The 25755-nt window shown below is 68.0% G+C and carries 29 protein-coding genes; 19 read left to right on the top strand and 10 right to left on the bottom strand.

Annotated features, from left to right (window positions below; translation table 11 throughout):
* The 4 genes from WEB06_08290 to trxA form a co-directional block, all read left to right on the top strand.
* Positions 1-254 (top strand): hypothetical protein (locus WEB06_08290; GenBank protein MEX2555616.1); only part of this gene is annotated, 254 nt, incomplete at its 5' end.
* Positions 251-703, top strand: a complete 453-nt coding sequence (locus WEB06_08285; protein ID MEX2555615.1) for a hypothetical protein — start codon at positions 251-253, stop codon at positions 701-703. The genes WEB06_08290 and WEB06_08285, both read left to right, overlap by 4 nt.
* Complete coding sequence (locus WEB06_08280) at positions 700-1953, top strand: hypothetical protein (GenBank protein ID MEX2555614.1); 1254 nt, start codon at positions 700-702, stop codon at positions 1951-1953. The genes WEB06_08285 and WEB06_08280 overlap by 4 nt, the downstream gene beginning before the upstream one ends.
* Positions 1954-1962: 9 nt before the next feature.
* The gene (gene trxA / locus WEB06_08275) at positions 1963-2730 is read left to right on the top strand and encodes a thioredoxin (protein MEX2555613.1); all 768 of its coding nucleotides are present in this window, start codon (positions 1963-1965) and stop codon (positions 2728-2730) included.
* On the opposite strand, the gene WEB06_08270 is transcribed toward trxA, so the two are convergent.
* Complete coding sequence (locus tag WEB06_08270) at positions 2727-2882, bottom strand: hypothetical protein (GenBank protein ID MEX2555612.1); 156 nt, start codon at positions 2880-2882, stop codon at positions 2727-2729. The two genes, trxA and WEB06_08270, sit on opposite strands and share 4 nt — an antisense overlap.
* Positions 2883-2907: 25 nt before the next feature.
* Positions 2908-3915, bottom strand: coding sequence for a radical SAM protein (locus WEB06_08265; protein ID MEX2555611.1), 1008 nt, complete (start codon positions 3913-3915; stop codon positions 2908-2910).
* A gap of 193 nt (positions 3916-4108) precedes the next feature.
* Between WEB06_08265 and WEB06_08260 the strand changes: the two genes are divergently transcribed.
* Positions 4109-5173: a LysM peptidoglycan-binding domain-containing protein gene (locus tag WEB06_08260; GenBank protein ID MEX2555610.1), complete on the top strand. Its 1065-nt coding sequence runs from the start codon at positions 4109-4111 to the stop codon at positions 5171-5173.
* Between the two features lie 9 nt (positions 5174-5182).
* Here WEB06_08260 and WEB06_08255 read toward each other — a convergent pair whose 3' ends face one another.
* Positions 5183-6217 (bottom strand): molybdopterin-dependent oxidoreductase, encoded by a 1035-nt coding sequence (locus tag WEB06_08255; protein MEX2555609.1) that lies wholly within the window; start codon positions 6215-6217, stop codon positions 5183-5185.
* A 21-nt stretch (positions 6218-6238) separates the two neighbouring features.
* Here WEB06_08255 and WEB06_08250 point away from each other — a divergent pair, with 21 nt between their 5' ends.
* The 8 genes from WEB06_08250 to WEB06_08215 all read left to right on the top strand — a co-directional run bounded on the left by WEB06_08250 (position 6239) and on the right by WEB06_08215 (position 12970).
* The gene (locus WEB06_08250; GenBank protein ID MEX2555608.1) at positions 6239-8476 is read left to right on the top strand and encodes an FdhF/YdeP family oxidoreductase; all 2238 of its coding nucleotides are present in this window, start codon (positions 6239-6241) and stop codon (positions 8474-8476) included.
* A 49-nt stretch (positions 8477-8525) separates the two neighbouring features.
* Positions 8526-8996 (top strand): hypothetical protein, encoded by a 471-nt coding sequence (locus tag WEB06_08245; protein ID MEX2555607.1) that lies wholly within the window; start codon positions 8526-8528, stop codon positions 8994-8996.
* 128 nt (positions 8997-9124) lie between these two features.
* Positions 9125-9976 carry a formate dehydrogenase accessory sulfurtransferase FdhD gene (gene fdhD, locus WEB06_08240; GenBank protein MEX2555606.1) on the top strand — a complete coding sequence of 284 codons (852 nt, stop codon included), beginning with the start codon at positions 9125-9127 and terminating at the stop codon, positions 9974-9976.
* 7 nt (positions 9977-9983) lie between these two features.
* Positions 9984-10208 (top strand): hypothetical protein, encoded by a 225-nt coding sequence (locus WEB06_08235; protein MEX2555605.1) that lies wholly within the window; start codon positions 9984-9986, stop codon positions 10206-10208.
* Positions 10205-10798 (top strand): sulfite oxidase-like oxidoreductase, encoded by a 594-nt coding sequence (locus WEB06_08230; protein ID MEX2555604.1) that lies wholly within the window; start codon positions 10205-10207, stop codon positions 10796-10798. Before WEB06_08235 ends, WEB06_08230 begins: the two co-directional genes overlap by 4 nt.
* 2 nt (positions 10799-10800) lie before the next feature.
* Positions 10801-12039 carry a gephyrin-like molybdotransferase Glp gene (glp, locus tag WEB06_08225; protein ID MEX2555603.1) on the top strand — a complete coding sequence of 413 codons (1239 nt, stop codon included), beginning with the start codon at positions 10801-10803 and terminating at the stop codon, positions 12037-12039.
* Between the two features lie 5 nt (positions 12040-12044).
* Positions 12045-12482 (top strand): cyclic pyranopterin monophosphate synthase MoaC, encoded by a 438-nt coding sequence (gene moaC / locus WEB06_08220; GenBank protein MEX2555602.1) that lies wholly within the window; start codon positions 12045-12047, stop codon positions 12480-12482.
* Entirely contained in the window at positions 12479-12970 is a 492-nt protein-coding gene (locus tag WEB06_08215; protein MEX2555601.1) for a MogA/MoaB family molybdenum cofactor biosynthesis protein, read from the top strand. The genes moaC and WEB06_08215 overlap by 4 nt, the downstream gene beginning before the upstream one ends.
* Positions 12971-12974: 4 nt before the next feature.
* Here the strand turns inward: WEB06_08215 and WEB06_08210 are convergent, their stop codons facing one another.
* Positions 12975-14054 (bottom strand): FAD-dependent oxidoreductase, encoded by a 1080-nt coding sequence (locus WEB06_08210; GenBank protein MEX2555600.1) that lies wholly within the window; start codon positions 14052-14054, stop codon positions 12975-12977.
* Between the two features lie 120 nt (positions 14055-14174).
* On the opposite strand from WEB06_08210, the gene WEB06_08205 reads away from it, so the two are divergent.
* The 3 genes from WEB06_08205 to nth are packed head-to-tail and all read left to right on the top strand — an operon-like array spanning position 14175 to position 17216.
* On the top strand, positions 14175-15365 hold the full coding sequence (locus WEB06_08205) for an acyl-CoA dehydrogenase (protein ID MEX2555599.1): 1191 nt from the start codon (positions 14175-14177) through the stop codon (positions 15363-15365).
* 10 nt (positions 15366-15375) lie between these two features.
* Positions 15376-16512: an acyl-CoA dehydrogenase family protein gene (locus tag WEB06_08200; protein ID MEX2555598.1), complete on the top strand. Its 1137-nt coding sequence runs from the start codon at positions 15376-15378 to the stop codon at positions 16510-16512.
* A 2-nt stretch (positions 16513-16514) separates the two neighbouring features.
* On the top strand, positions 16515-17216 hold the full coding sequence (nth, locus tag WEB06_08195; GenBank protein ID MEX2555597.1) for an endonuclease III: 702 nt from the start codon (positions 16515-16517) through the stop codon (positions 17214-17216).
* A gap of 2 nt (positions 17217-17218) precedes the next feature.
* Here the strand turns inward: nth and WEB06_08190 are convergent, their stop codons facing one another.
* Positions 17219-17923, bottom strand: a complete 705-nt coding sequence (locus WEB06_08190; protein MEX2555596.1) for an MBL fold metallo-hydrolase — start codon at positions 17921-17923, stop codon at positions 17219-17221.
* Between the two features lie 300 nt (positions 17924-18223).
* Here WEB06_08190 and WEB06_08185 point away from each other — a divergent pair, with 300 nt between their 5' ends.
* Positions 18224-19990: a prealbumin-like fold domain-containing protein gene (locus tag WEB06_08185; protein MEX2555595.1), complete on the top strand. Its 1767-nt coding sequence runs from the start codon at positions 18224-18226 to the stop codon at positions 19988-19990.
* A gap of 278 nt (positions 19991-20268) precedes the next feature.
* On the top strand, positions 20269-20817 hold the full coding sequence (locus WEB06_08180) for a cob(I)yrinic acid a,c-diamide adenosyltransferase (GenBank protein ID MEX2555594.1): 549 nt from the start codon (positions 20269-20271) through the stop codon (positions 20815-20817).
* On the opposite strand, the gene WEB06_08175 is transcribed toward WEB06_08180, so the two are convergent.
* Positions 20814-22070: an LLM class flavin-dependent oxidoreductase gene (locus WEB06_08175; protein ID MEX2555593.1), complete on the bottom strand. Its 1257-nt coding sequence runs from the start codon at positions 22068-22070 to the stop codon at positions 20814-20816. The genes WEB06_08180 and WEB06_08175 overlap by 4 nt on opposite strands.
* Positions 22071-22107: 37 nt before the next feature.
* Here WEB06_08175 and WEB06_08170 point away from each other — a divergent pair, with 37 nt between their 5' ends.
* Positions 22108-23712: an alpha-amylase family glycosyl hydrolase gene (locus WEB06_08170; protein MEX2555592.1), complete on the top strand. Its 1605-nt coding sequence runs from the start codon at positions 22108-22110 to the stop codon at positions 23710-23712.
* 33 nt (positions 23713-23745) lie between these two features.
* Here the strand turns inward: WEB06_08170 and panB are convergent, their stop codons facing one another.
* From panB to WEB06_08150, 4 genes are all read right to left on the bottom strand, one after another.
* The gene (gene panB, locus WEB06_08165; GenBank protein ID MEX2555591.1) at positions 23746-24537 is read right to left on the bottom strand and encodes a 3-methyl-2-oxobutanoate hydroxymethyltransferase; all 792 of its coding nucleotides are present in this window, start codon (positions 24535-24537) and stop codon (positions 23746-23748) included.
* Positions 24538-24725: 188 nt separating this feature from the next.
* Positions 24726-24914, bottom strand: coding sequence for a hypothetical protein (locus WEB06_08160; protein MEX2555590.1), 189 nt, complete (start codon positions 24912-24914; stop codon positions 24726-24728).
* 143 nt (positions 24915-25057) lie between these two features.
* The gene (locus tag WEB06_08155; protein MEX2555589.1) at positions 25058-25426 is read right to left on the bottom strand and encodes a CBS domain-containing protein; all 369 of its coding nucleotides are present in this window, start codon (positions 25424-25426) and stop codon (positions 25058-25060) included.
* The coding region (locus WEB06_08150) for an NAD+ synthase (protein MEX2555588.1) at positions 25423-25755 on the bottom strand (333 nt) is incomplete at its 5' end. The genes WEB06_08155 and WEB06_08150, both read right to left, overlap by 4 nt.

Raw genomic sequence — 25755 nt, 5'->3', positions numbered from 1 at the left:
CGTCTCCGACGCCGACCCCGTCGCCCACGCTATCTGGCGCGACCTACGAGGTGTTCGGGGTCGAGGCTTGCGTCAACCTTCGCGCGGAACCGGGGACGACGGGCGAACGGCTCGACTGTCTGGTGCCGGGCATCCGGCTGGACAGCGACGGACGAACGCAGGAAGCGAGTGGCTTGCTGTGGCGGCACGTCCACTACCCGAGGCGCAACCTCGACGGCTGGATGGCGGACAAGTACCTCAGGCCGGTTCCATGAGCCCGCGCATCTCCGGGCGGGCCGCGATCGCAGCGACCGTCGGCTCTTCACTCGCCGTTCTCGGTGCGGCGTTGCTCCCGTGGTTGCGAACGGGCAACGCGACCCGTTCGGCGTTCGAGCTCGCGCGCTCGGCTTCCGTGCTCGGCCTTTTCGACGGCGCTCCAAGGCGGGTCTGTCTCGCTCTCTGGTACCTGCTGCCGTTCCTGGTGGCCGCGACCTGGACCGCCGGCGCGGCCCGCCGGCCGCTCCTCACGGCGTCGCTCGGCGGGATCGTCGGTCTCACGTCGTGCGCAGCCGGGATACTCGTCGTTGTGCTGGCTCGTTCTGCGCCGGGCCCCGTCGCCGCGATCGTCGCCGGCATCGCTGCGATCGGGAGCGCCGTTCTCTTGGCACGCGGAACCGTCCGAGCCGGATCGAACATCTTCATCCAGGAGGGGATAACGACATGACTGAGAACGAAGGGATGCTTCCGCCACCGCCTCCGCCGAATCTCCCGCCCGAGACGATCCTCGAAACACCGGGGTCTTCCCGGAGGCCGGCCGCCTACATCGCGGTGGTCGTGGGCCTGCTGGCGATGGTCGGCGGGGCGGTTTTCTTCGCGCGCTCCCTCGGCACTGCGGAAGGCGGTGCGGACACGCCGGTCGCGGCGGTACAGCGGATGTTCGATGCGATCGCCGACGAAGACGCGCTCGGGGTTCTCGAAACGATGCTGCCGAGCGAACGCGATCAGCTGCGTGGATCGCTCCAGGACATCACCAAGGAGCTGAGCCGGCTCGGGATCCTCAGCAACGACCTCGACCTGGGATCGATCCCCGGGATCGAGCTCGACTTCACCGGGCTCACGTTCAGCTCGCAGCAGATCGCGTCCGGCATCAGCACGGTCCGGCTCGAGACGGGGACATCCACCTACAAGGTTGACCCGGCCCGATCGCCGATCGGCGAGTTCCTCCGTCCGCTGCTCGATGACGGAGCGAGCGAGGTGGTTCAAGGCACGGACGACCTCTCCGACGACGACGTCGCCTTCACCACGGTCGAGGAAGGCGACAAGTGGTTCGTCAGCCTTTGGTACTCGATCGCCGAAGCGGCCCGCCAGGAGGTGGGAGCGCCGGTTCCCCCGTTCGGGAACGGGATCGCCGCTCGCGGCGCCCCCACCCCCGAGCAAGCCGTCGAGGAGATGATCCGCGCGGCGGTGCTCCTGGACGTGCGCCGCATGATCGAGCTGACGCCCCCGATCGAGGCCCGTGCGTTGCACGACTACGCGCCGCTGTTCATCGATCAGGCGGTGGCCGGCGCCCGCGAGGCGCGGAAGCTCTACGAGGTCGAGGTCAGCAAGCTCAACCTAACCGGTCGCGTGAGCGGCAACACCGCGCTGGTCAAGGTCGGCGAGATCGAGTTCACCGCCGCCATCCCCGCGATGGGCGTGTCCGTGGAGTACGACGGAGAGTGCGTCACCGTCCGCGGTGATTTCTTCGGTTCCGACGAGCCCCAGCGCCAATGCGGCGCCGGGTTCGCGCCGGCGACCGGCTTGCCGGTGGTGCCGACGCCCGAGATCGGCTTCGTCGCCGTGCGTGAGGGCGGACTCTGGTACGTCAGTCCAACCAGGACGGTGCTCGACGGGCTGCTCGGAACCTTGAAGGTGCTCGATCGAAACGCCCTCGAGATGTTCAAGAAGGTCTTTGGGGGGCTTTCGGGCGGGTAGGCTGAAGGTATGGCGATCGACGTCGGCGAGGCCGACTTCGAAGAACGGGTTATCCAGCGCTCGTTCGAGCGGCCCGTCGTGGTCGATTTCTGGGCCGCGTGGTGCGCCCCGTGCCGGCAACTGACGCCGGTACTCGAGCGCATCGCTTCGGAGCGAGCCGGCGACGTCGAGCTCGTGAAGGTCGACGTCGACGCGAACCAGGGTCTCGCGGGTACCTTCGGGGTCCAAGGGATCCCCGCGGTCAAGGCGTTCCGCGACGGCCGGGTCGTGAACGAGTTCGTCGGCGCTTATCCCGAGGCGGCGGTCAAGACGTTCTTCGATTCGCTGATGCCCACACAAGCCGACCGCGACGTCGCCGCGGGGGACGCCGCTGCCGGCCCGGAGGAAGCGGAACGGGCCTACCGCGATGCGCTGACGGCCGACCCACGCCACCGCGGCGCGCTGCTTGGCCTCGCGCCCCTGGTGGCCTCGCGCGGCGATTTCGCCGAGGCGCGTGAGCTGCTCGCGCAGCTCCCCGAGGATGCGGACGTGCGGCGTCTGAAGGCCCACATCGACCTCGCGGAGGACGCACAACTCTCGTCGCCGGACGATCCCTTGTCGGCGGTCGCGAGCGACGGCGACTGGGAGCCGGTGCTCGAGCGTCTCCTTCATGAGATCCGCGAGGGGGACGACAAGGAGCGCGCTCGTCAGCGGATGATCGACATCTTCGAGGTGATCGGGCCCGATCACCCGCTGGCGATGAAGTATCGCGCCGCGCTCGCGGCGGCCCTGTTCTAGACCCGCCGGCCCGAGAGCTTGCGCATCAGCCGCTTGACCGACGAGACGTGCGGGCAGTTGACGCTCTCGTCGCAGCAGGTGCACTTCCAGTCGGCGTAGCGGCCCCGCTGGATCATCGGATCGCCGCACCGCGCGCAGGAGGGGATCGCCATGCGGTGCAGTGTATGCGGCGAACCGCTACTGCAAAAGCGTCAGCTGGCGGGGCCCTGCCGTGCGATGCAACGACTTTCCGGCGGGATGACGGTCCGAACCGCGAAGCAAGCGTGCGGCGATGCCCGGGCGGGGCTTGAAGCCCCCCGCGGCGCGGACGGCTGCTGCGACCTTGCGTCCCGTCGCCTTTCGATCGGACACCGGCCCGTACGCCGAAGCTCGGTACATCTCCTCGTAGCGTGGGACGAGGTCCGGGTAGTTCTCGGCGAGCCAACGCATGTACTCCTCACGGACCCCCGGCCGTAGGTGCAGCAGGATCGGGGAGACGTGCGTCGCTCCTGCGTCGATCGCCGCCATGACCACATCCCGTATCCCCTTCGGGTCGTCGGTGATGCCGGGCAGCAGCGGCGCGACCATGACCCCGCACGCGACCCCAGCCTCGTTGAGCGCGGCGACGGCATCCATGCGTGCGCGCGGGTGCGGGGAACCGGGCTCGGTGCGACGCCAGGCCTTCTCGTCGAGGGTCGGGATCGAGAACGCCGTCGACACTTCGGTGATCTTGCTGGCCTCGACCAGGAGCGGCAGGTCGCGGAGCATGAGCGATCCACGGGTCAGGATCGAGAAGGGGTTCCGGTACTCGATCATCGCCTCGATGATCCCCGGCATCAGCCGGTACCGGCCCTCGGCTCTTTGATACGGATCCGTATTGGTTCCGAGCGCGATCGCTTCGCCCTTCCACCGCTTCGAAGCAAGCTGGCGGCGGAGCACCTCGGGCGCGTTGACCTTCACGACGATCTTGGTCTCGAAGTCACGCCCTGCGTTCATGTCCAGGTAGGTGTGCGTCGGTCGCGCGAAGCATGCGACGCAGGCGTGACTGCACCCGCGGTAGGGGTTGATCGTCCAGCTGAACGGCATGTAGTTGCCGGGGACGTGGTTGATGACCGTCTTGGCCTCGACCTCGATGAATTCCATCCCCCGGAACTCCGGCGTGTCGAAGGTTCGCCGGCGAAGCTCGAACAGCCGCTCGGGATCCATACCGGAGACACTAGAACATATGTTCGGGTCCGGGCAAGGGGGAAGAGGATGGTGCGATTGTTCCTGAATGCTTGACCTGTCAATAACTGTTACCTATTGTGCGTTCGTTCTCGCGGTCCGGACGGGACGCGAGACGCGAGCGTAGAGAGCGAAGCGGAGCGCAAGGGTTCCCCTCAACCTTCCCGGAGGGGTCATGAAAGACCCAGCGCTCTTGGACATCCCGGAAGAGCACGTTCTTGCCGCCTTCGCGGCGATGATGCTCGGCTTCTCGCCCCTGGATCCACCGGCCGACGCGGCCGCGATGGCCGCGATGGCGGCGCGGCTGGCCGAGCCGCGTCCCGCCCGCCGCCCCGGCGACGTCGAAGGAACGCGCGCGTTCCGTTCCGTGTACGCGCTCGCGCGCGAGCATGCGGCGGGGGCTCGGTCGAACGGCCACCATGCCGAATACGCCACGGCGACTAAGTCATTGATCGTTCTCGGAGCGACGCTCGAGCTCCGCCACCGTCAGCGGGCGGCGCTCGGGCTTCGTTACGTGCTCGGGCTCCCGGCTTCGGGCGTTGCTCGCGTCCTCGGCCTGTCGAAGAACCGCACCGCCGAGGTGGCTCGCGCTGGCGCGACCAACGTCTCGAAGGCGGTCGGCGGCCGGGTCGACGTCGCCCGCCATCTTAGAGCGATCGGAGCGACCGTCCGCTCGAACGGCACGCCGGTTGCCCCCTCCGAGAGGGGAACCGAGCCGCGCTCGGTGGTCAAGCTTCTGCTCTCCTCGGTGGCCGAGGCGCCCGCGGGACGGGGCCGGGTCACGACCCCGGCCGCCGCGGCACGCCCGCGCCCCGTCTATCACGTGCGCGACGCCGGGCTCCCTGCTTCGCGACCGCCTGCGGTGCCGCATGCGCCCGCTGTGAAACCCCGGCGGACGGGACTCCTGGTGGCCGCGTGCGTGGCTGCACTGGCGTTCCTCGGCGCCTTCGCCCCCGTCGCGCTCCTGCGTCCCGCGGCTCGTGTTCCGCTCGCCGCGGTTCCCATCGCGCCCGTCGTCGATGAGGCGCGAAGCGCGCCGGTGAGTCCGGTGCTTCCGATCGGCTACCGCGTTCGCGAGGGCGACACGCTCTGGTCGATCGCCGGGACGGTCCTGGGCGACGCGTCCCGCTGGCCGGAGCTCTGGCGCTCCAACGCCGGACGGATGATGAGCGACGGCGTTCGATTCCTCGACCCCGATCTGATCCGGCCGGGCTGGAGGCTCAGGCTCCCGCCGCGATAGGCGAGGACCTTACTGAAGTGGAACGGGAGGCTGGAACCACGCCGGCGTCGAGCTGGCTTCGATCTCGGTCACCCATTTCACCCACCAGTACCCGCGGCGGCCGGGGGCGACGACCCGAGCAGGGAAGCCGTGTCCGTGCTCGAGTTCCGCGCCGGCAACCTGGGTGGCCAGCAGAACCTTCCGCGCCTCTTCCACCGGGTAGGCGCGGGAGTAGCCGCTCACGCTCGTGAAGATCACGCTGCGCACGCCGTCGCGCATCTTCGCGCGGTCGAGCAGCGTCCCGACCGGCACCCCCGCCCAGTCCTGTGCCGAGTACCAACCGCCGGTGCAGTCGAGCGTGGCGCGGAGCTGCTCGTGAGGCTCGGCGACCAGATCCGCGTACGAGATCGAAACCTCCCGCTCGACGTCGCCCGCGATGCGCAGACGCCAGTCGTCGCGCTCGATCGGGTCGGGATCCTCGAACAACCACGACACGTGCGGGAAGGGCTCGCCGGGCGCGCCGATCAGATGCGAGCCGGTGAACCGCCGTTTCCCGCCGACGAGCCCGGCGACCCGCGAGATCCCGTCCGTGCCGAGACGCAACGCGGCGCCGACGCCGACGAGCGCGGAAGCCCGGAGCAAGACGCGGCGTGAAAGGTCTCGCTTCGCCGGCGGCACCCAGCGTCCGATCAGATGAGCGATGAACAGCGGGATGATGATCAGTGCGCCGCCGACGTGGAGCTCGAGCATCGACCACGGCCCGAGGTTTCCGCCCTTGCCCATCGCGGACCAGACGCCGGTGGTGATGATCGCGAGCAGGATAGCCATCGTGATGATCGACAGGACCGCCGTGACGCTCGGCCAGCGCTTGCGCAGGCCGCGCAGGACCACCTTCCCCTTCCACCACAGCAGCGCCAGGAGGGAGAGACCGATCGCGCCGTGGCTCCAGAACAGCCACCAGTAGGAGTCCGTCCCGACGAGATACGTCGCGAAGCCGCTCAACGTGGAAACGATCGCGATGGCGAACACGCCGAGGTTGGTGCGTCGCGAGTCGATGCCCGCCATACCGCGAATATACTCGCGCCCGTGGCTCGCACGGACCGCAAAGCACGGAGAACCCGGCGCCGTACCCATTGGGTCGGCCCGATGCCGTACGGGATCGGGAAGATCAAGCCCAACCACTACCTGGAGATGATCCGCGTCGGATGGCAGAACAAACGCCACCCGGTCTACGCGATGCGGATCCTCCGCCGGGGCGTGTGCGACGGTTGCGCGCTCGGGACGACCGGCCTGCGCGACTTCACGATGAAGGGGATCCACCTGTGCACGGTGCGGCTGCATCTCCTCCAGCTGAACACGATGGATCACGCCGACCCGTCGCTTTTCGAGGATGTGCGGACGTTGGAGGCGAAGACGAGCAAGGAGCTCCGCGACCTCGGCCGGCTCGGGTATCCGATGCTGCGCCGACGCGGTGAGCGCGGGTTCAAGCGGATCTCGTGGGACGAGGCGTACAGGCTGCTCGGCGAGAAGCTGCGCTCGCTCGACCCGCAGCGGATCGGCTTCTACCTGACGAGCCGCGGCATCACCAACGAGACGTACTACGTCGCCGGCAAGGTCGCGCGGTTCCTGGGCACGAACAACGTCGACAACTCGGCGCGGATCTGTCACGCGCCGTCGACGGCGGCGATGAAGCGCGCGATCGGCGTTTCCGCGTCGACGGTGTCGTACAAGGACTGGATCGGTGCCGACCTGATCTGCTTCATCGGCTCCGACGTCGCGAACAACCAGCCCGTGACCATGAAGTACCTCTACTACGCGAAGCGTCGAGGAACGCGCGTCGCCGTGGTGAACCCCTACCGCGAGCCGGGCATGGAGCGCTACTGGGTCCCCTCGGTCGCGGAAAGCGCGCTGTTCGGGACCAAGATCACCGACGACTTCTTCACGGTGCACACGGGAGGAGACCTCGCGTTCCTCAACGGGGTCCTGAAACATCTGATCGAGAACGGCTGGATCGACAAAGACTTCATCGAGTCGCACACGAGCGATTTCGCGGCGGCGCGTACGGCCGTCGAGGCGCAGGATTGGGCGATGCTCACGCGTTCGGCCGGCGCGACGAGCGACGACATGCTCCGCTTCGCGAAGCTCCTCGCCGACAACCGCAACGTGATCTTCGTCTGGTCGATGGGCGTCACGCAGCATGCGCACGGGACCGATACGGTTCGCGCACTGGTGAATCTCGCGCTCGCGCGGGGCTCGATCGGCCGCGAGCACGCCGGGCTGATGCCGATCCGCGGCCACTCGGGAGTTCAAGGCGGCGCGGAGGTCGGCTGCGTCCCGAACATGTTCCCGGGCGCGCGAGCGGTGTCGGGCGAAACTGCCGCCGAGATGTCCGAGCACTGGGGCTTCTGGGTGCCTTCCGGTCGCGGCCTGTCCGCCGCCGAGCAGATCGAAGCCGGCCACGACCGGCGACTCGACTTGCTGTGGGCGGCCGGCGGGAACTTCCTGGAGACGTTGCCCGAGCCCGACTTCGTCCGCGAGGCGCTCGAGCGGATCCCGTTCCGCGTGCATCAGGACATCGTCGCGACGACGCAGATGCTCGTGCCACCTGGGGAGTGGACGCTCGTGCTGCCGGCGCGGACGCGCTACGAGCAGGCGGGTGGGGGAACAGAGACCACGACGGAGCGTGAGATCATCTTCTCGCCCGAGGTGCCGGGCCCGCGCCCGCCGGAGGCGCGCGCGGAGTGGGAGATCCTCCAGACGGCCGCGGCGACGGCCTATCCGGAGCGGGCCGCGCAGATCCGCTTGCGCGACGCCGCCGAGATCCGCGCCGAGATCGCGCGGACGACCCCTGCGTACGCCGGGATCGAGGCCCTGAAGGAGAAGGGGGATCACGTCCAGTGGGGCGGAAGGATCCTGTGCCGCGACGGCGTGTTCCCGACCGTCGACGGCCGGGCGCGGTTCGGGGTCGCGGTTCCGCCCGAGCAGAAGCTTCAGCCGGGCACGTTCTTGCTGTCGACCCGGCGCGGCAAGCAGTTCAACTCGATGGTGCAGCGCAACCGCGACCCGCTGACCGGTGCCAAGCGCGACAACGTGTTGATCTCGGCGGAAGACGCCGCGGCGCTCGGTCTCCGCGAGGGCGATCCGCTGCTCGTACGATCGGAGATCGGGGAATTGCGCGGCCGGGCGAAAGTCGTCGCGATCCGGCCGGGCAACGTTCAGGTCCACTGGCCGGAGTCGCAGCACCTCATCCGCCGGGGGGTCCGCGACCCCGAGTGCGGCATCCCCGACTACAACGCGGTCGTCGAGATAGTCGCGCACGGCTAAGCCCGTTCGTACGTACCGGCCGCCCGTTCGCCGTGGTGTTGCTGGTCGGATGCGCCGCTTCCTCCTGATCCTTATCCCGGCGGTCATGGTCACGTGCACGGAGCTTCGGCCGACTCCGCTCCCGCAGACGTCCTCGCCCTCGAGCCGCGCCCCCTGCAGCCGAGCGGGCGTGTCGTTCGCGCCCTTCGGGGAGGGTGCCGGCGGGGCGGCCGTCGTCGGTTTGGAGGTTCACCATGGCGGACGGCCTTGTCACCTACAGGCGACCGTGACGCTCAAGGTCGAGGGCACGATGGGGACGATGCTCTCGATCGAGGGCAACCCATCGACGACCGCTATCGAGCGGTCCCTGCCCCAGGAGCCCGAGGGCGTCATGTGGCAGTGGCGAAACTCGTGCGGCGACGACATGGCGATCCGCTTCGTCTTCACTGTCTTGGATGAGCGCTTGTCGCTCGATTCCCGCGCGGGTCCCCGCTGCGACGAGCCGACAGCGGGTTCGACGCTGACGGCCATCGATACCTGACTGACGAAGTTCGACCCGGACGTGGGTTGTCCAGACACGTTTCGGGTCAAACTTCTCCGGCGATCGAGCAGTACCGGTCACGCGCACCGGCAGCGCACTCGGTGGGGCGGTGGTGTACCTTCCGCACTATGCCCCAGGAGCGTCCCGGCCCGACCGTCAAGGCGACCCCGCTCGTCGTTTCAGACGGCGGCGCGAGCCCGCGGTCCGACGTGCTCGCAACGGAGGAGCCGCTCGAGATCCGAGTGAACACCCACGGCGTCGATCATCCGATCTCAGTCACGATGCGCACCCCGGCCAACGACTTCGAGCTGGCGGTCGGCTTCCTTTATACGGAAGGTGTTATCCGCGGACGCGACGACGTCGAGCAGGTTCGGTACTGCGTTGACGGTCCCGTCGAGCAGCAGTACAACATCGTCACGGTCGCCCTCCGGCCCGGCGTGCCGTTCGACGCCGAGTCGCTCAAGCGCAACTTCTACACGACGTCGTCGTGTGGGATCTGCGGGAAGGCATCGCTCGAGGCGCTCGCGGTCAAGAACCCGCCGAGTATCCCCGCCGGCCCGACGGTGGGCGCGAAGGTGCTTGCGGCTTTGCCGGAGAAGCTCCGGAAGAACCAGAAGGTGTTCGAACGGACCGGCGGCCTGCACGCGGCCGGATTGTTCGAGCCCGACGGCACCCTCGTCGCCGTTCGCGAGGACGTCGGCCGGCATAACGCCGTCGACAAGCTCGTCGGCTGGCTGGTGATGGAGGGCAAGGTCCCGGCGGGGGAGCGGATCATGGTCGTCAGCGGCCGGGCGTCGTTCGAGATCATGCAGAAAGCCCTCGCCGCTGGGATCCCCATCGTAGCCGCGGTCTCGGCGCCGTCCTCGCTGGCGGTGGCGACCGCAGAGGAGTTCGGCATGACGCTTGCAGGGTTCGTGCGAGGCGACTCGCTCAACGTTTACGCTGGTGCGCAGCGCGTCCGCGTGACACCAGACCGATAGGAGCCGAGTGGCCGACGACCCGAAGACGCCAAAGGAGATCTGGGCGCTGATCGAGCGCGCCGACGAGCGGGTCAAATATGCGTCGAACCGCAACGAGAAAGCCGCCTACGGCCAGGCGCGTGGATTGCTCGAGCAAGCGGCCGCGGCAGCGAAAGTGATCCCCGGCGCCGAGAAGCTCGCGGAGCAGGCTCAGATTCGACTGACCGACCTCGCGAAGCTGGAGTCCGCGTGAAGATCGGCCGGCAGAAGGACGACGTCGGCGGCCGCGTCCCCCCGAACCAGCGGCTGACCCGCGGCTGGCCGGTGTTGCACGCATCGCCGGTCCCGAAGTTCAACCCGGCGATCTGGTCGTTCCGCGTTTGGGGCGAGGTCGAGAACGAGTTCGAGCTCACCTGGGACGAGTTCCGTGCGCTCCCCCCGGTCAATACCCAGAGCGACTTCCATTGCGTGACCGGCTGGTCGAAGCTCGATAACACGTGGGACGGGGTTTCGTTCCGCGCGGTCGCCGATCGCGCGAAGCCCAAGCCGACCGCGATCCACGTGCTGATCCACGCCGAGTACGGCTACACGGCGAACCTTCCGATCGAGGCGGTCCTCGACGACGACGTGCTGTTCGCCTGGTCGCACGACGGCGAGCCGCTCGAACCGGAGCACGGAGGCCCGCTCCGCCTCGTCGTCCCGAAGCTCTACGCGTGGAAGAGCGCGAAGTGGGTGCGCGGCGTGAAGTTCATGGACCGCGACGAGCGCGGCTACTGGGAGGTCCGCGGCTACCACAACCAGGCGGATCCGTTCCGCGAAGAGCGGTACAGCTGGCAGGAGTGAGCGTGACCAAGCGAACGGTGACCCGCGAGGAGCTCGACACGCCGATGCTCCCCTACGAGGAGGCGGTGAAACGCGTCCTCGAGGCGATCACGACGCTTCCCTCGCAGCGGATCGCGCTGAGCGCCGCGCGGGGGCTCGCGATCGACGAGCGGATCCTCGCCGAACACGACGTCCCCGGCTTCGACAACAGCGCCATGGACGGATTCGCGATCCGCTCGGCCGATACCGCCGGCGCCTCGCCGGGCAACCCCAAGACCTTGACGCTGATCGAGGACCTTCCCGCCGGGACTCCGCCGCAGCGTTCCATCGAGCCGGGGACCGCATCCAAGATCATGACGGGAGCGCCCGTTCCGCCGGGCGCGGACGCGGTCGTGCCGTGGGAGGACACCGAGCCGCGCGACCGGACGTCGGTCGCGGTGCTCGCGGAGATCCCGGTCCGAAAGCACGTCCGCCCACGCGGAGAGGACCTGAAAGCCGGCGACGAGGTGATCGCGTCGGGCACGGTGCTGCGGCCGGTGCACCTCGGCGTGATCGCGTCGGTCGGCCGGGACCACGTTCAAGCCGTTCCGCGTCCCCGTGTCGCGGTGCTCTCGACCGGCGACGAGCTGGTCGCTGCAGGAGGGGAGCTCGAGCCCGGCAAGATCTTCGATTCCAACCAGGTCCTGCTCGCCGCGCTGTGCGAGGAGGCCGGCGCGAACGTCACGCTCACCGGACTGGTCGGCGATGACCCGAAGGAAGTGATCCGCTGGCTCGAGGACGCGGCCGGGATGGCCGACCTCATCGTCACCAGCGGCGGCGCGTCGGTCGGGGAGCACGACTGGCTCCGCGACGTGCTCGAGCGCTACGGCGAGCTGACGATGTGGCGGGTCGCGATCAAGCCCGGCAAGCCGATCGCGATGGGCCGGATCGCCCGCGCGCCGGTGCTCGCGCTGCCGGGAAATCCCGGCTCCGCGTTCGTCGGCGTGCATGTGTTCGTCGCCGCGGCGATCCGCAAGCTCGCCGGCCGCGACCCTGCGCCCCGCTCGGTCCGGGCGCTGCTCGCGGAGGACGTGAAGGGATCGCCGAGCCGGACGCTCTTCTGCCGCGTGCGCATCGCGGGCAACAAGGCGGTGCCGCTGCCGGCGCAGTCATCGGTTGTGCTCTCCAACATCATCCCGACCGAAGGGTTCGCGATCGTGCCGCCCGGCGGCCTCCCGGCCGGCAGCGACGTCCGGGTCGAGTTCATCGGAGATCTGTCTTGAGCGATGTGAGGATGGTCGACGTCGGCGACAAGCCGGAGTCCGAGCGCGAAGCCTCGGCAGCCTGCCGGCTGATCTGCGAGCCGGGAACGCGGGACCGTTTGCTGACGGGGGCCGTGAAGAAAGGCGACGCGGTCGGGGCGGCGCGCGTGGCGGGGATCCTAGCCGCGAAACGGGTCCCGGAGCTCATCCCGCTGTGCCATCCGCTCCGGATCACGTCTATCGACGTCGATTTCGCGCCGGCCGGGGACGACGCTGTGGAGGTCCGCGCGACCGTGCGCGGCCGCGACCGAACCGGCTTCGAGATCGAAGCGCTGATGGCCGCGAGCGTTGCCGCGCTGACGCTCTACGACATGGGTAAGGCCGAGGACCCACGGATGCGCATCGAAGCCCTCCGTGTCGTCGCCAAGTCCGGCGGCAAGTCGGGGAGCGTGACCTTCGAGTGAGCGTCCGTGTCGCGGTGCTCACGATCTCCGACCGGCGCGCCCGCGGCGAGGGCGAGGACGAGGGCGGCCCGTTGATCGAGCGGATGGTCACCGACGCCGGCTGCGAGGTCGTCCAACAGGGCATCGTCGCCGACGAGCGCGACCACATCGAGGCCCGGCTGCGCGGCTGGTCGAACTCCGGCGACGCCGACGTCATCATCACCACGGGCGGCACCGGGCTCGGTCCGCGCGACGTGACGCCCGAGGCGACCAAAGCGGTGATCGACTACGAGGCGCCGGGCCTCGCCGAGCTGATGCGCGCGCACGGGATGACCAAGACGCCGTTCGCCGCGCTTTCGCGGCAGGTGTGCGGCGTCCGGAACAGGACGCTGATCATCAACCTGCCGGGCTCCCCGAAGGCGGTCGCAGAGGGCCTGGACGCGATTCTGCCGGTGCTCGGGCACGCCGTCGAGATGATGCACGGCGGGTCGCCGCCGGTATCCATCTGAGCGTCTACCCGAACCGCTTCAGCGCAAACCGTTCGAGCGGTAGGAGAGGGTCGGAACCGGCGGCGAGGCATACGAGCGCTTCGCCGACCAGCGGCCCGAACTTGAAGCCGTGTCCGCTGCAGGGCGAGACGACGATCAGCGGGCCGCGTGCATCGATGACGAAGTCCTCGTCGGCGGTCATCGTGTAGAGGCAGGTCTCGAACGCAACCGGCTCGGTGTCCAGATCGGGAAGCGTCTCCGCGACGTAGGCCGACACGCGCGCGGCAGCTTCGGGATCGATGTCGAACGATCGGCCATCGGCGGAGGTCCGCTCGCCGGTCTTGTGCTCGGCGACCTTCACGCCCGCGGCCCCGGCGAACGCCGGAACGCCGTAACGCGTGATCGGCCGGTGGTCGATGAACGGGAGCATCTCGGTCGATGATCGGAAGTAGAAGACCTGCTCGCGGGTGACGTAGACGGGCAACGACACGCCGGCCGGCTCGAGGAGCGCCTTCGCCCACGCCCCCGCCGCGACGACGCAGCGGCGCGCGCGGATCTCGGCGTCCTCGGTCCGCACGACAACTGCGTCGTCCCCGACCACCAGCGCCACCGCCGGGCTGCTCTCGCGGATCTCCACCCCATGTACGCGCGCCTGCCCGGCCATCGCTGCCAACGCCCGCGCGGCGGCGAGGACGCCGGTGTCGGGTGAGTAGAGCGCCGGGCCTTCGACCGCCACCCATGGGAACCGCGGCCGCGGTTCGTCGAGCCGCTCGGCCGTAGCTCCGCATCCCTCCAACGCGCGCGCGACGCGGTCAAGGGTCGCCGCATCGCCGACGTCGAGCCCGCCGGTGACGTTCAAGATCTCGTCGCCGGAGCAGGCTTCCAGCTCGCGCCACAGCGGCAGCGCGGCCTGCGCCATCCGGACGTAGATCGGGTCCGGGTACGCGAAGCGGAAGATGCGGGTCGCGCCGTGCGAGGACCCGCGGTCGTGAGTGAGGGTGAACCGCTCGAGCAGGACGGTCTCGCGACCTGCGAGCCCGAGTCGCCACGCCGCCGCCAGGCCGGTGACCCCGCCGCCGACCACGCAGACCTCAACGGTTTCCATGGGAGCGCGATGCTAACGCGCTCGATTCCTCCCGGCAGCGATCTCGCGCTATGCTTGCCGTAGTTACCGGCCGGTAACCCCAGCTTGCAAGGGGCCGGACCGTTCCCGACAGGAGGCGCGATGGACTTCCGGGATAGCCCTGAAGAGGCCGCGTTCCGCAAAGAGATCCGCGAGTGGCTCGAGGCCAACATCCCGGCCGATTGGGATCGGTCGCAGCTCTCGCTCATCCCACCCGAAGACCGCGTCGACATGCTCCGCGACTGGCAACGGCGCCTCCACGAAGGGGGCTGGGCCGGCATCTCTTGGCCGAAGGAATACGGGGGCCGGGGCGCGACCCTGATCGAGCAGGCGATCTTCAATCAGGAGGTCGCGCGTCAGAAGGCGCCGCCGCCGATCAACGTGATCGGTCTCGGGATGGCCGGGCCGACGATCATCAACCACGGCTCGCACGAGCAGAAGAACCGCTACCTCGAGAAGATCCTGTCGGCCGAGGAGATCTGGTGTCAGGGCTTCTCGGAGCCGGGCGCCGGAAGCGACCTCGCCGGCCTTCGCTCGACCGCCATCCTGGACGGCGACTCGTGGATCATCAACGGGCAGAAGGTCTGGACCTCGCTCGCCCACGTCTCCCAGTGGTGCATCTTCTTGGCGCGGACCGACACGACCGCGCCGAAGCACAAGGGCATCACCTATTTCCTGGTCGACATGTCCTCGCCGGGGATCGAGGTCCGGCCGCTGCGACAGATCACCGGGAGCGCCGACTTCAACGAGATGTTCTTCACCGACGTGCGCGTGCCGCGCGAGAGCATCCTCGGCGAGGTCAACGACGGCTGGCGCATCGCGATGACGACCCTGCTGCACGAGCGCGGCACACTCGGTTTCGCGCTGTCGGTCGGCGCTCGCGTCGCGCTCGACGAGCTGATCGGGTTGGCGCGTGAAACCAAGAAGAACGGCAAGCCGGCGTTCGAGGACCCCACGATCCGCCAGCGGCTCGCGTCGCTGCACGTCGAGGTGGAATCGCTACGGCTGAACAACTATCGGGCGCTCACCGGCTTCATGAAGTCCGGCATGCCGGGCCCGGAGGGCTCGCTGTCGAAACTGATCTGGAGCGAGTCGATGCAGCGGCTCGGCGACCTCGCGGTCGAGATCCTCGGCCCGGCCGGCATGCTCGAGCGCTGGGACGCGAACCCCCGCGTGAACACGTGGCAGTTCATCCACCTGCGCTCGCGCGGCCACACGATCGAGGCCGGCACCAGCGAGATCCTTCGCAACATCGTCGCCGAGCGCGTGCTCGGCCTTCCCAAACACAAGTAGGGGAGCGACCATGGACTTCGGGTTCACCGAGGAGCAGGAAGCGCTACGCAAGTCCGCGCGCGAGTTCCTGACCGACCGGTCGACGACCGGGTTGGTGCGCGATCTCATGGCGTCCAAGACCGGCTTCGACGAGAAGCTGTGGAAAGAGATGGCCGATCTCGGCTGGATGGGAACGGCCATCGCGGAGGAGGACGGCGGGCTCGGCCTGTCGCTCATCGAGCTGGCGATCCTGGTGGAGGAGATGGGCCGGGCGCTCCTGCCGTCGCCCTTCTATTCGTCCGTCGGGCTGGCCGCGCCGGTGATCGCTGCGACCGCCGACGGAGCGTTGCGCAAGACGCTGCTCGGCGGGATCGCTTCCGGCGAGCTTCGGGCGACGGTCGCGATCCCCGAAGAGGAAGGACGCTGGGACGCGGCCGGGATCAAGGCGAAGGCGACGCCGGTGGACGGCGGCTACAAGCTGAGCGGCACGAAGGTCTTCGTCCCCGATGCGCACCTCGCCGACGAGATCGTGGTGGTCGCTCGGACCGGGAAGACGAAGGATCCGCGCGAGGGGATCTCGTTGTTCCTCGTGCCGACCTCCGACCGCAAGGTGAAGGTGAAGACCCTCGACACGATCGACCGCACCCGGCGCCTGGCGCTGGTGAAAATCGGCGGCGTCGAGGTCCCCGTCGACCGCCGGCTCGGCCCGGAAGGGGGAGCGTGGCCCTTGCTCGAGCGGGCTCTGGACCACTCCGCGACCGTGCTCGCGGCCGAGGCGACCGGCCTCGCTACCAAGGTGCTCGAGCTTTCGCGCGACTATGCGAAGGAACGCACCCAGTTCGACAAGCCGATCGGCGCCTTCCAGGCGATCAGCCACCGGATCGCAGACATGCTCGTCTTGACCGAGAACGCGCGTTCGACGACCTACTACGCGGCGTGGGCGATCGAGGAGGGCGTGCCCGACGCGGCGCTGGCGGCGGCGACGGCGAAGGTAGCGGCGTCCGAAGCCGCACGCGTCGTCTCCCAAGGCGGCATGCAGGTACACGGCGGCATCGGCTTCACCTGGGAGCACGACATGCACCTGTACTACCGTCGCGCGAAGTGGGTCGAGATGTTCCTCGGCGATCCGTCGATCTGGCGGGAGCGGGTCGCCAGCCTCTTCGCCTAGCGTTGGTCCAACCCAAGGCCGAGCCGCGCGCCGCGTGGCTCGACCGCGAGACTCCCGAAGAGAAGCGCAAGCGCGCCGCGCTGATCTATCGCCGGCTCGACAGGGCCTACCCGGACGCGAAGTGCGCGCTGAACTTCTCGACGCCGCTCGAGATGGTCCTCTCGACCGTTCTCTCGGCGCAGTCGACGGACGCGATGGTCAACAAGGTCACCCCGGCGCTGTTCGCGAAGCATCCGACACCCGAGGCGTACTTAGCTTCGCCGCCCGGCGAGCTCGAGCGCGACATCCACTCGACCGGCTTCTTCAACCAGAAGGCCAAGTCCATCCGGGGACTGTGCCGCGTGATCGTCGAGGAGTTCGACGGCCGGGTACCCGACACGATGGAGGGGCTGCTGCGACTGCCGGGCGTGGCGCGCAAGACCGCCAACATCGTGCTGGGTAACGCGTTCGGCAAGGTCGAAGGGATCGCGGTCGACACGCATGTCCACCGGCTGGCTCGACGCCTCGGCTTCAGCGACGAGCACGACACCAACAAGGTCGAGCGCGACCTCATGACGCTGTTCCCGAAGAAGAAGTGGTTCCGGCTGACCTACCTGCTCATCGAGCACGGCCGCGCGGTCTGTCAGGCCAAGGTGCCTCGGTGCGAGGAGTGCGTCGTCAACGACCTCTGTCCGGCGTCGCGCGTCCCGACGCGCAAGAGGTAACGCTAGCCCTTGCTCGCGACCTTCTCGGCGAGCCTCCGGAACGCGGCGGCGCCGCCGCCCTTGAGCACACGCCCGTGGCCGAAGCACGCGACGTCGAAGTCCAACGCCGCGATCTTGGCGATGCTGCGCTTAACGGCCTCGTGATCCTCGGTGTAGATGCCGAGCGGTGGCGCGAGGCGGCCCATCATCCGCGCGGCCGCGTCGCCGACGAACAGCGTGCGCCTCGAGGGCATCAGGAACGAGAGATGGCCGGCTGTGTGTCCCGGGGTGTGATACGCGATGAGCCCGCCGCCGATCGGGAGCTCCTCCCCATCGCTCACCTCTCGATCCACTCGCGCCGGGGCGGCCTTGGGCCCGAACCGGACGAAGCCGGATATGCCGGCGCGCTCGACCACGTTGCGGCCGGGCGGGCGCGGCGGCGTGACGTCCCCTCGGATCACCCCAGCGTCGCCCGCGTGCGCCCACACCGTGACGCCGGGCTCGGCGACCAGCTTTGCGAGCCCGCCGACGTGATCCATGTGGTGATGGGTGACGGCGATGTTCCGGAGCTGCCCACCTCCCGCTTCGGCCAAGCCCTTGCGGATCGTGTCGACCTTGTTGGGTAGCCCGGAGTCGATGAGCGTGAGCCCTTCGTCGGCGATCGCGAAGGCGCTGACGTAGGCCATCGGGATGGCCCAGACGCCTGGAACGATCTCTTCGGAGCCCACGGGTGCCAGCCTATTCCGATTGCTCCAGAATCTCACAAACGTCGTGCATTGCCGCAGAACGCCCACCCATTGACAAAGCGGAACCACCGGACCTACGCTCCATCTCGGTAGGATGCTGGACGTTTTGGTGGACCAGTTCCGCCGGGAAACGCTGGGGGGGAGAAGGGGGGATGCGCGCAAGGCTTCCTTTGTTTGTCTTCAGGAGGCTTTCATGCGGCTTTCGATGACGTGACCTGTTAGTTGCATTGTTTCGTTTCGCTTGGCTCGGCCGGATCGGTCGAGCTTGGAGAGGGGGATGTGATGAGGGGTTTGGTACGTCGGCACTCGAAGCGGCGCACGCTCGTGCTCGTCGCCGTTCTCGGCCTGATGCTCGGAGTCGGCACACTGCCGAGCGTCGCCGATCTGGCGGGGAGCAACTTCGAGATCGACGACGGCAACCTGAAGCTGAACGGTACGGCTCCCAGCATCGACTGGGCGACCGTGAGTGAGGATCGCACCAACGACGATCCGTCCGGTGCGAGCACAGACAACTCGTTCGCCGAGGGAACCAAGGAAGAGGACGCCGTCCCGACCATCGGGGTCGGGGGGATCCCTCCGAACAAGAGCGATCTCTTGACCTTCGGGATCTACGCGGAGACCGCTTCGAACTTCCTGAACATGTTCTGGCGGCGGGTCCAGGACCCGTCGGGTACGACCAACATGGACTTCGAGTTCAACCAAAACACCTGTGCGACGGCCTCGGACCCGGGCTGCACCTCCAACGACGTAACCCCGACCCGCACGCCTGGTGACCTGCTCATCACGTATAACCTCTCGAACGGTGGAACGAACCCCACCTTGTTCCTCCATCGGTGGGTCACCTCACCGCCGTGTGAGAACTCACAGGAAGGCGGCAGCGGAAGCAATTCGCTACCGCAAGGCGAGCCGGGATGCTGGAACGTCGGTGTGAACCTGAGCGGCTCCGGCGATGCCGACGGATCCATCAACCAAACCGCGATCCCGGCAGCCGAGGCCGACGGTCTTGAAGCCATGAGCGCTCGCACATTCGGCGAGGCAGCCGTCGACCTCGACGCCATCTTCGCCGGACAGTGCATCACGATCGGCTCGGCGTATCTCAAGAGCCGTTCATCGGACACGTTCGGCTCGACGATGAAGGACTTCATCGCCCCGCTCGAGATCGATCCGATCGTTAACTGTGGGTCGCTCAAGATCGTGAAACAGAACGATGCCGGCACCAACTTGGCCGGCGCCGAGTTCGACGTCTTCAAGGACGATGGGGACGGCGATTTCCAGCAGCCGGCGGGGAGCGACGCTCTCATCGGCAGCTGCACCACCACCGCGAACGGGACGGGCGACTGCACCTTCTCGGACCTGCTCTTCGGCGACTACTGGGTCCACGAGACGGTCGTGCCCGACGGGCACGAGGAGATGGATCCGAACCCACTCCTCGTGAGTGTGCCGAGTACGGATCAGGTCGTCGTGACCTTGATCAACAAACGGGATCCTGCCTCGCTCAAACTGAAGAAGGTGAACGACCTCGGAACGGGTCTCCCCGGGGCGACCTTCACGCTGTTCACCGACCTCGGCCCGGCGTTCGGTCCGCCCGACGGGAACGGCCCGAACCAGGATGCATACAACCCGGCTCAGGACTCGACCATTTCGTCGGGAAGCTGCACGACCGTCGCGGACGGCACGTGCACGATCACGAACATCCTGACCGCTGGGAAGTTCTGGATCGTGGAGACGGTGGTACCCGCCAACCACTCGAAGGCAGCGGACAAGTGGATCCAGATCGAGCTCGGCAACGACTACGATCTGACGTCAACGCCGTTCGTCAACCCGCGGCTGCACAAGGTGATAGTCCTTGTCTGCCACCAAGGTACGAACACGCTGACCTCAGTGACGGTCTCCGAGGAAGGAACGTCGAGAACCGGGACATCCATCGGGACGAATCCCGCCGGGATCTCGGGCAATCTCTGCACGATCGGTGGAGCCAGCTTCGACGGCTACACGCACGCCAACGACCCGAGCTTCACGGCCGATATCGGGAGCGCGACGCACCCGTAGGGTCGAAGTGAACAAAGGGGCCGGCGGGCGAATCTGCCGGCCCCTTTCGTTCCCGTCTTTCACGCGGCCATGAACGCGGCGACGAGAGGGAAGAGCGCGAACAGGCGCGGAGTGGCGCGAACGACGAAGCGGATCGATCGATGAACTCATGATTCCCTCAGACACCGTGCCCCGTCGCGAGTTATCGACCCCGCGAAAGCGCGCTTTGTGCGAGCCCGGAAGGTTGTCGTGCTTGGCCGATTCCGGCGGAGCCGGATCGTGCTCTAGACTCACCGGCTATGCCGCGCATCTACACCAAGACGGGCGACGACGGGACCACGGGCCTGCTCTATGGGGGCCGGGTGCCGAAGGACGACGCTCGCACCGAGGCGTACGGAACGTCCGACGAAGCGGTCGCTGCGCTCGGCGTTGCGCGCCCTCAGATCGGCGATGCTTCCCTCGCCGACTTGATCGTTCGCCTCCAGCGCGAGCTGTTCGTGGTCGGGGCCGAGCTCGCCACCGGCAAGGAGGCGTGGTCCAAGCTCGTGGCGGGAACGACGAAGGTGACCGCCGAGATGGTGGCTTCGCTCGAGACCCTGATCGACGGCTACGTGGCCCGCACCGGGATGCCGAAGGAGTTCGTCGTACCGGGCGAGACCCCGGCGAGCGCCGCGATCGACCTCGCGCGCGCGATCGTTCGGCGATGCGAGCGCCAGGCGGTGCGCGTGTTCCACGACGGTCTGCTGCCGGACGGCGAGGTCGTTCGCTACCTGAACCGGCTGGCGGATCTGCTCTTCGTGCTCGCGCGCTACGAGGAAGCCGGCTTCCGCCCGCTCCGCGAGCCCTAGGGCTGGAGCGCGGCGCGGACGAAGTAGTCGTCAGGCGGCTTTCGGGTCGGCTCCCTCCGTGCGAGCGCCTTCTCGATCATCGGACCGAGCCGCTCTGCCTTCTCGCGCTCACGGTCGTCTGCGGTCTCGGCGAACTCGGGCATCACCTCGGCCGCGAAGAGTTCGAGCGCTTCGCAGATGTCCTCGTGACGGTTCCGGCCGGCCTGGCTGACGAAGATGACCTGGTCCACGCCGGCCTGCTCGTAGCCACGGACGAACTCGCGGATCTGGGCCGGGGTTCCGATCGCGCCCCGTGCGGAGCCGAGCGCTTGCTGGAAGAGCTGCGCCCCGAGGTTTACGTCGGTCTGCGCCGCGACGTCGCGGTCGAAGCCGAAGAGGGCCCGGTTCTTCTGGAACTCGTCCCACACGACCGACCGCCCCGGCTTATGGTCGCCGAACACGTAGTAGTGGCCGAGCGAGTAGCCGAAGAAATGCCCGCCGTCGAGGCCGCGCTCGATCGCCGTCTCCTCGTCGCGGTGGCACATGAAGGGCGTCGTGATCGCGATGTTGGGGTTGACCGAGAAGCCGGCCGGTACGCAGTGCTCCGAGGTGAGTGTGGCGTAGTAGTCGTCGACCCACGCCTTCGCATCCGACGGCTCGATGAACGAGAAGGACAGCGCGCCGAGGCCTTTCGAGGCGGCCATGTGGATCGTCTCGCGTCGCGAGCAGGCGACCCAGAGCGGCGGGTGGGGCTTCTGCATCGGCTTCGGGACGACGTTGCGTGGCGGCATCTTGACGTAGGTGCCGTCGTAGCCGGCGAACGGCTCCTCGACGAACATCCGCGTGATCGCGTCGATCGCCTCGGTCCACTGGTCGCGCTTCTGTGCGCGGTCGATGCCGAAGCCGGCGAGCTCGACCTCGCTCGAGGCCTCGCCGGTCCCGAACTCGACCCGTCCGTTCGATAGGAGGTCGAGCGTGGCGATGCGTTCGGCGATGCGCGCGGGATGGTTGAAGTTGACCGGAAGCTGGACTATCCCGTGCCCGATCCGGATGCGTTGTGTGCGCTGGGTCACCGCGCCGAGGAAGACCTCGGGGGCGCTCGAGTGGCTGTACTCCTCGAGGAAGTGGTGCTCGACCTCCCAGACGTAGTCGATGCCGAGGCGATCGGCGAGCTCTATCTGCTCGAGCGCGTCGTGGAGGAGGCGGCGCTCGTCGTCGGGCTCCCACGGCCGGGGGAGCTGGTGCTCGTAGAAGATGCCGAACCGCACGGCCACCTCCGAACCCGGCCCGGCGCCGGGTCGGGGCAGCATAATGCAGGCCGTGTCCGGGACGTGGTGGCGAGACGGCGTGCTCTATCACGTGTACCTGCGCTCGTTACAAGACTCCGACGGCGACGGCGTCGGCGACATCCCGGGGCTCATCTCGCGGCTCGATCATCTCGCCTGGCTCGGGATCGACGGCGTCTGGGTCTCCCCGGTGATGCCGTCGCCGAACGACGACTGGGGCTACGACGTCGCCGACTACTGCGCGGTCGATCCCGAGTACGGAACGCTCGAGGACGTCGACCGGCTTGTCGCCGAAGCGGAGGCGCGCGGGATCAAGGTGCTGTTCGACCTGGTTCCCAACCACTCGAGCGACCGGCATCCGTGGTTCGTCGAGTCGCGCTCGTCGCGCTCGTCGCCGAAGCGCGACTGGTACGTGTGGGCCGATCCGGCGCCCGACGGCGGCCCGCCGAACAACTGGGCCGGCAACTTCTTCGGGCCGGCGTGGGAGCTCGACGAGGCGACCGGCCAATATTTCCTTCACTCGTTCCTCGAGTCGCAGGCCGACTTCAACTGGTGGAACTCCGACGTCCGGCGCGCCTTCCACGACGTGCTCCGGTTCTGGTTCGACCGCGGGATCGCCGGGTTCCGGATCGACGTCGTCCACAAGCTCGCGAAAGATCCCGACCTCGGCGACAACCCGCCGGCAACCGCGGAGGACTCGTTCATCGAACAGGCGTGGGGCCAGAAGGAGCTTCTCAACGCCAACCTCCCGGAGACGCACGAGATCCTCCGCGGCTGGCGGAAGGTCTCGGACGAGTACGACCCGCCGGCGATGCTGCTCGGCGAGACCTACGTGCTCGACGTCCCGCGGATGGTGTCCTACTACGGGAACGGGGACGAGCTCGACCTCTGCTTCAACATCCCGTTCCTGTATTCGCAGTTCACCGCCGAGGCGCTCCGCGCGATCGTCGAGGAGGTCGAGGCAGCACTGCCGGCTGGTGCCTGGCCGGTATGGAATGGGTCGAGCCACGACATCTCGCGGTGGCCGACGCGCTGGTGCGGGAAGGACCAGCGCAAGATCCGGTGCGCACTGATGATGCTCTTCACCCTGCGCGGAACGCCGCTGCTCTACTACGGCGACGAGATCGGGATGGGCGACGGCGAGGTTCCGGTCGAGCGCTCGCTGGACCCCTTGGGCACGCGCGTGCCGGGATCGCGCACAGCGGGGCGCGATCCCGCGCGGACGCCGATGCAGTGGAGCGACGCGCCGGGCTTCGGGTTCACCGCTCCCTCGGTGGCGCCTTGGTTGCCGTTCGGCGACGCCGCAGCGACCAGCGTCGAGGCTCAGGGGAACGACTCGGCATCGGTCCTGAATCTCTCGAGAGATCTGATCATGCTCCGGAAGCGCTCGGTCGACCTTCGGAGTGGTGCCTACCGCACGCTCGACTCCTCGCGAGGGACCTGGCTTTGGTCTCGGGGTGAGCGCACGATCGTCGCGCTCAATCTCTCGGACGAGCCGATGGAAGTCACGGCGCGTGCGGGGAGGATCGCCATCGCAACGGATCGTACGCGCGACGGCGAACGGGTCCGGGACCGAGAAACTCTCTCCCCGTGGGAGGGATTCGTTCTTGCAGACGCTGAGAACACATAGTGTCTCTCACGTCCGCACGAACTAGTCGAGGGGCTACGAGTAAGAGTGCTCGTCGTCCGGGTAGACGCCGTTCGCGACCTCGTCCGCGTACCGCTTCACCGCGTCCGTGATCGTCGTCCGGAGATCCGCGTACCGCTTCACGAATTTCGGACCCGGGCCCGCGGTCATCCCGAGCAGGTCGTTGACCACGAGCACCTGCGCGTCGCAATGAGGCCCGGCGCCGATCCCGATCGTCGGGATCGAGAGCGAAGCCGTGATCTCGGCTGCGAGCGCAGAAGGCACGCACTCGAGCACGACGGCGACCGCGCCGGCTTCCTCGAGCTCCTTGGCCCACATCTTGATCCGCACGGCTTGCTCGTCCGTGCGGCCTTGGACCTTGTAGCCTCCGAACAGGTGGACCGACTGAGGCGTGAGCCCGAGGTGGCCCATCACCGGGATCCCGCGGTCGGACATCGCCGAGGCGAGCTCCGCCTGCGGACCTTCGATCTTGACGGTGTGCGCGCCGCCCTCCTTCAGGAAGCGGCCGGCGTTGCGCAGGCCCTCCTCGAGCGAGGTCTGGTAGCTCATGAACGGCATGTCGCCGACGATCAGCGCGTTGCGGGCGCCGCGGGAGACCGCGCGACAGTGGTGAAGCATCTCGTCCATGGTGACCGGGATGGTGGAGTCGTAGCCGAGCACTACCTGACCGAGGGAGTCGCCGACGAGGAGCACCGGGATTCCGGCTTCGTCGAGGATCTGGGCGGTCGGATGATCGTAGGCCGTGAGCATGACGAAGCGCTCGCCGCGCTCCTTGCGCGCGCGCAGGTCGTGGATCGTGACGGGCATGGAGCCCTCCTCCCTAGAGGCCCTCGCGGTGAGGTCTGCGCTCACCGGTCCGTGGGTCCCCTGGCACACCTATTGTGACAGACCGGGCGCCGGAACGGGAACAGGAGAAGGCGATACAAAAAGACCGGCCCCAGAGGCGCTCGCCGTGTGGGCGGTCGCCCCCGGGGCCCGGGGGGAAGCGAAGCTGGTTAAGACGCTGCCGATATCTCGGCCTTGTGACGGCGCCACTGCTCGACCTCGTACTCGGCGCGCGTCTTGAAGCTCATGAAGCGCGTCGGGGTCCCGCAGGAGTTGCAGATCTCCTGCTCGTCCTCGAGGAACGACTGGCACCGGGTGCAGTTCTCTAGGCTCGCAACATCTGGGTTCGGCTTCCGCATCTCAGATCGCCCTTTCTCAGTGCGCGGTCAAGCTGCTTCTTTCTGTGGTTTCGGACGATAGCTTCGAAAGGTTGAACGAGGAAGGGGACAAGGGGAGCGAACCCGATAGGACCTATGTCTGAGACCCGGACAAACGGGAGCGTCTAGTCGGCCAAGGCCCTCGCGATGTCCCGCATCGAGACCATGCCGACGACCTGATCGCCGTCCAAGACCGGGAGGTGGCGGAAGCCTCCCTCCACCATGACGCGGAGAGCTTCCTTGACGGGGGCATCGGGCCCGACGGTCGTCGGCCGCTTGGTCATCCATTCGACGACCGGGCGCATCGGGGCGTCGAACGCGCCCGACATCGCCCGAACGACGTCCCGCTCGGTCAGGATCCCGACGAGGCGCTCGCCTTCCATCACGAGGGCCGAGCCGATGTGACGCTCTCCCATGACCGTCGTCGCTTCCGCGAGCGTGGTTTCGGTGTCGACCGAGCAGACGGGCTTGGACATCAGATCTTCGACATTCATCGCGACTTCTTTCCTCCACGGGAGCCGGGCCGGCTCCACTCGCGGAAATGGTTTGTGATCGGCAGGCGTCGATCCTTCCCGAAAGCGCGGGTAGTGATCTTCACGCCCGGCGGTGCCTGTCGCCGTTTGTACTCCGCCCGGTCCACCAACTCCACGATCCGGCGGACGACGCGAGCCTCGAACCCCATGCGCACGATGGCCTCGACCGGCCGGTCTTCCTCGACGTAGGCATGGAGGATGGGATCCAGCAGCTCATACGGCGGGAGCGAGTCGGTGTCGAGCTGATCCGGGCGGAGCTCGGCGCTCGGTGGCTTGGTGAACACGCGAGC

This window comes from Actinomycetota bacterium (genome assembly GCA_040905475.1).
GTDB lineage: Bacteria > Actinomycetota > AC-67 > AC-67 > AC-67 > DATFGK01.
This window is presented reverse-complemented; position numbering and strand designations above follow the sequence as displayed.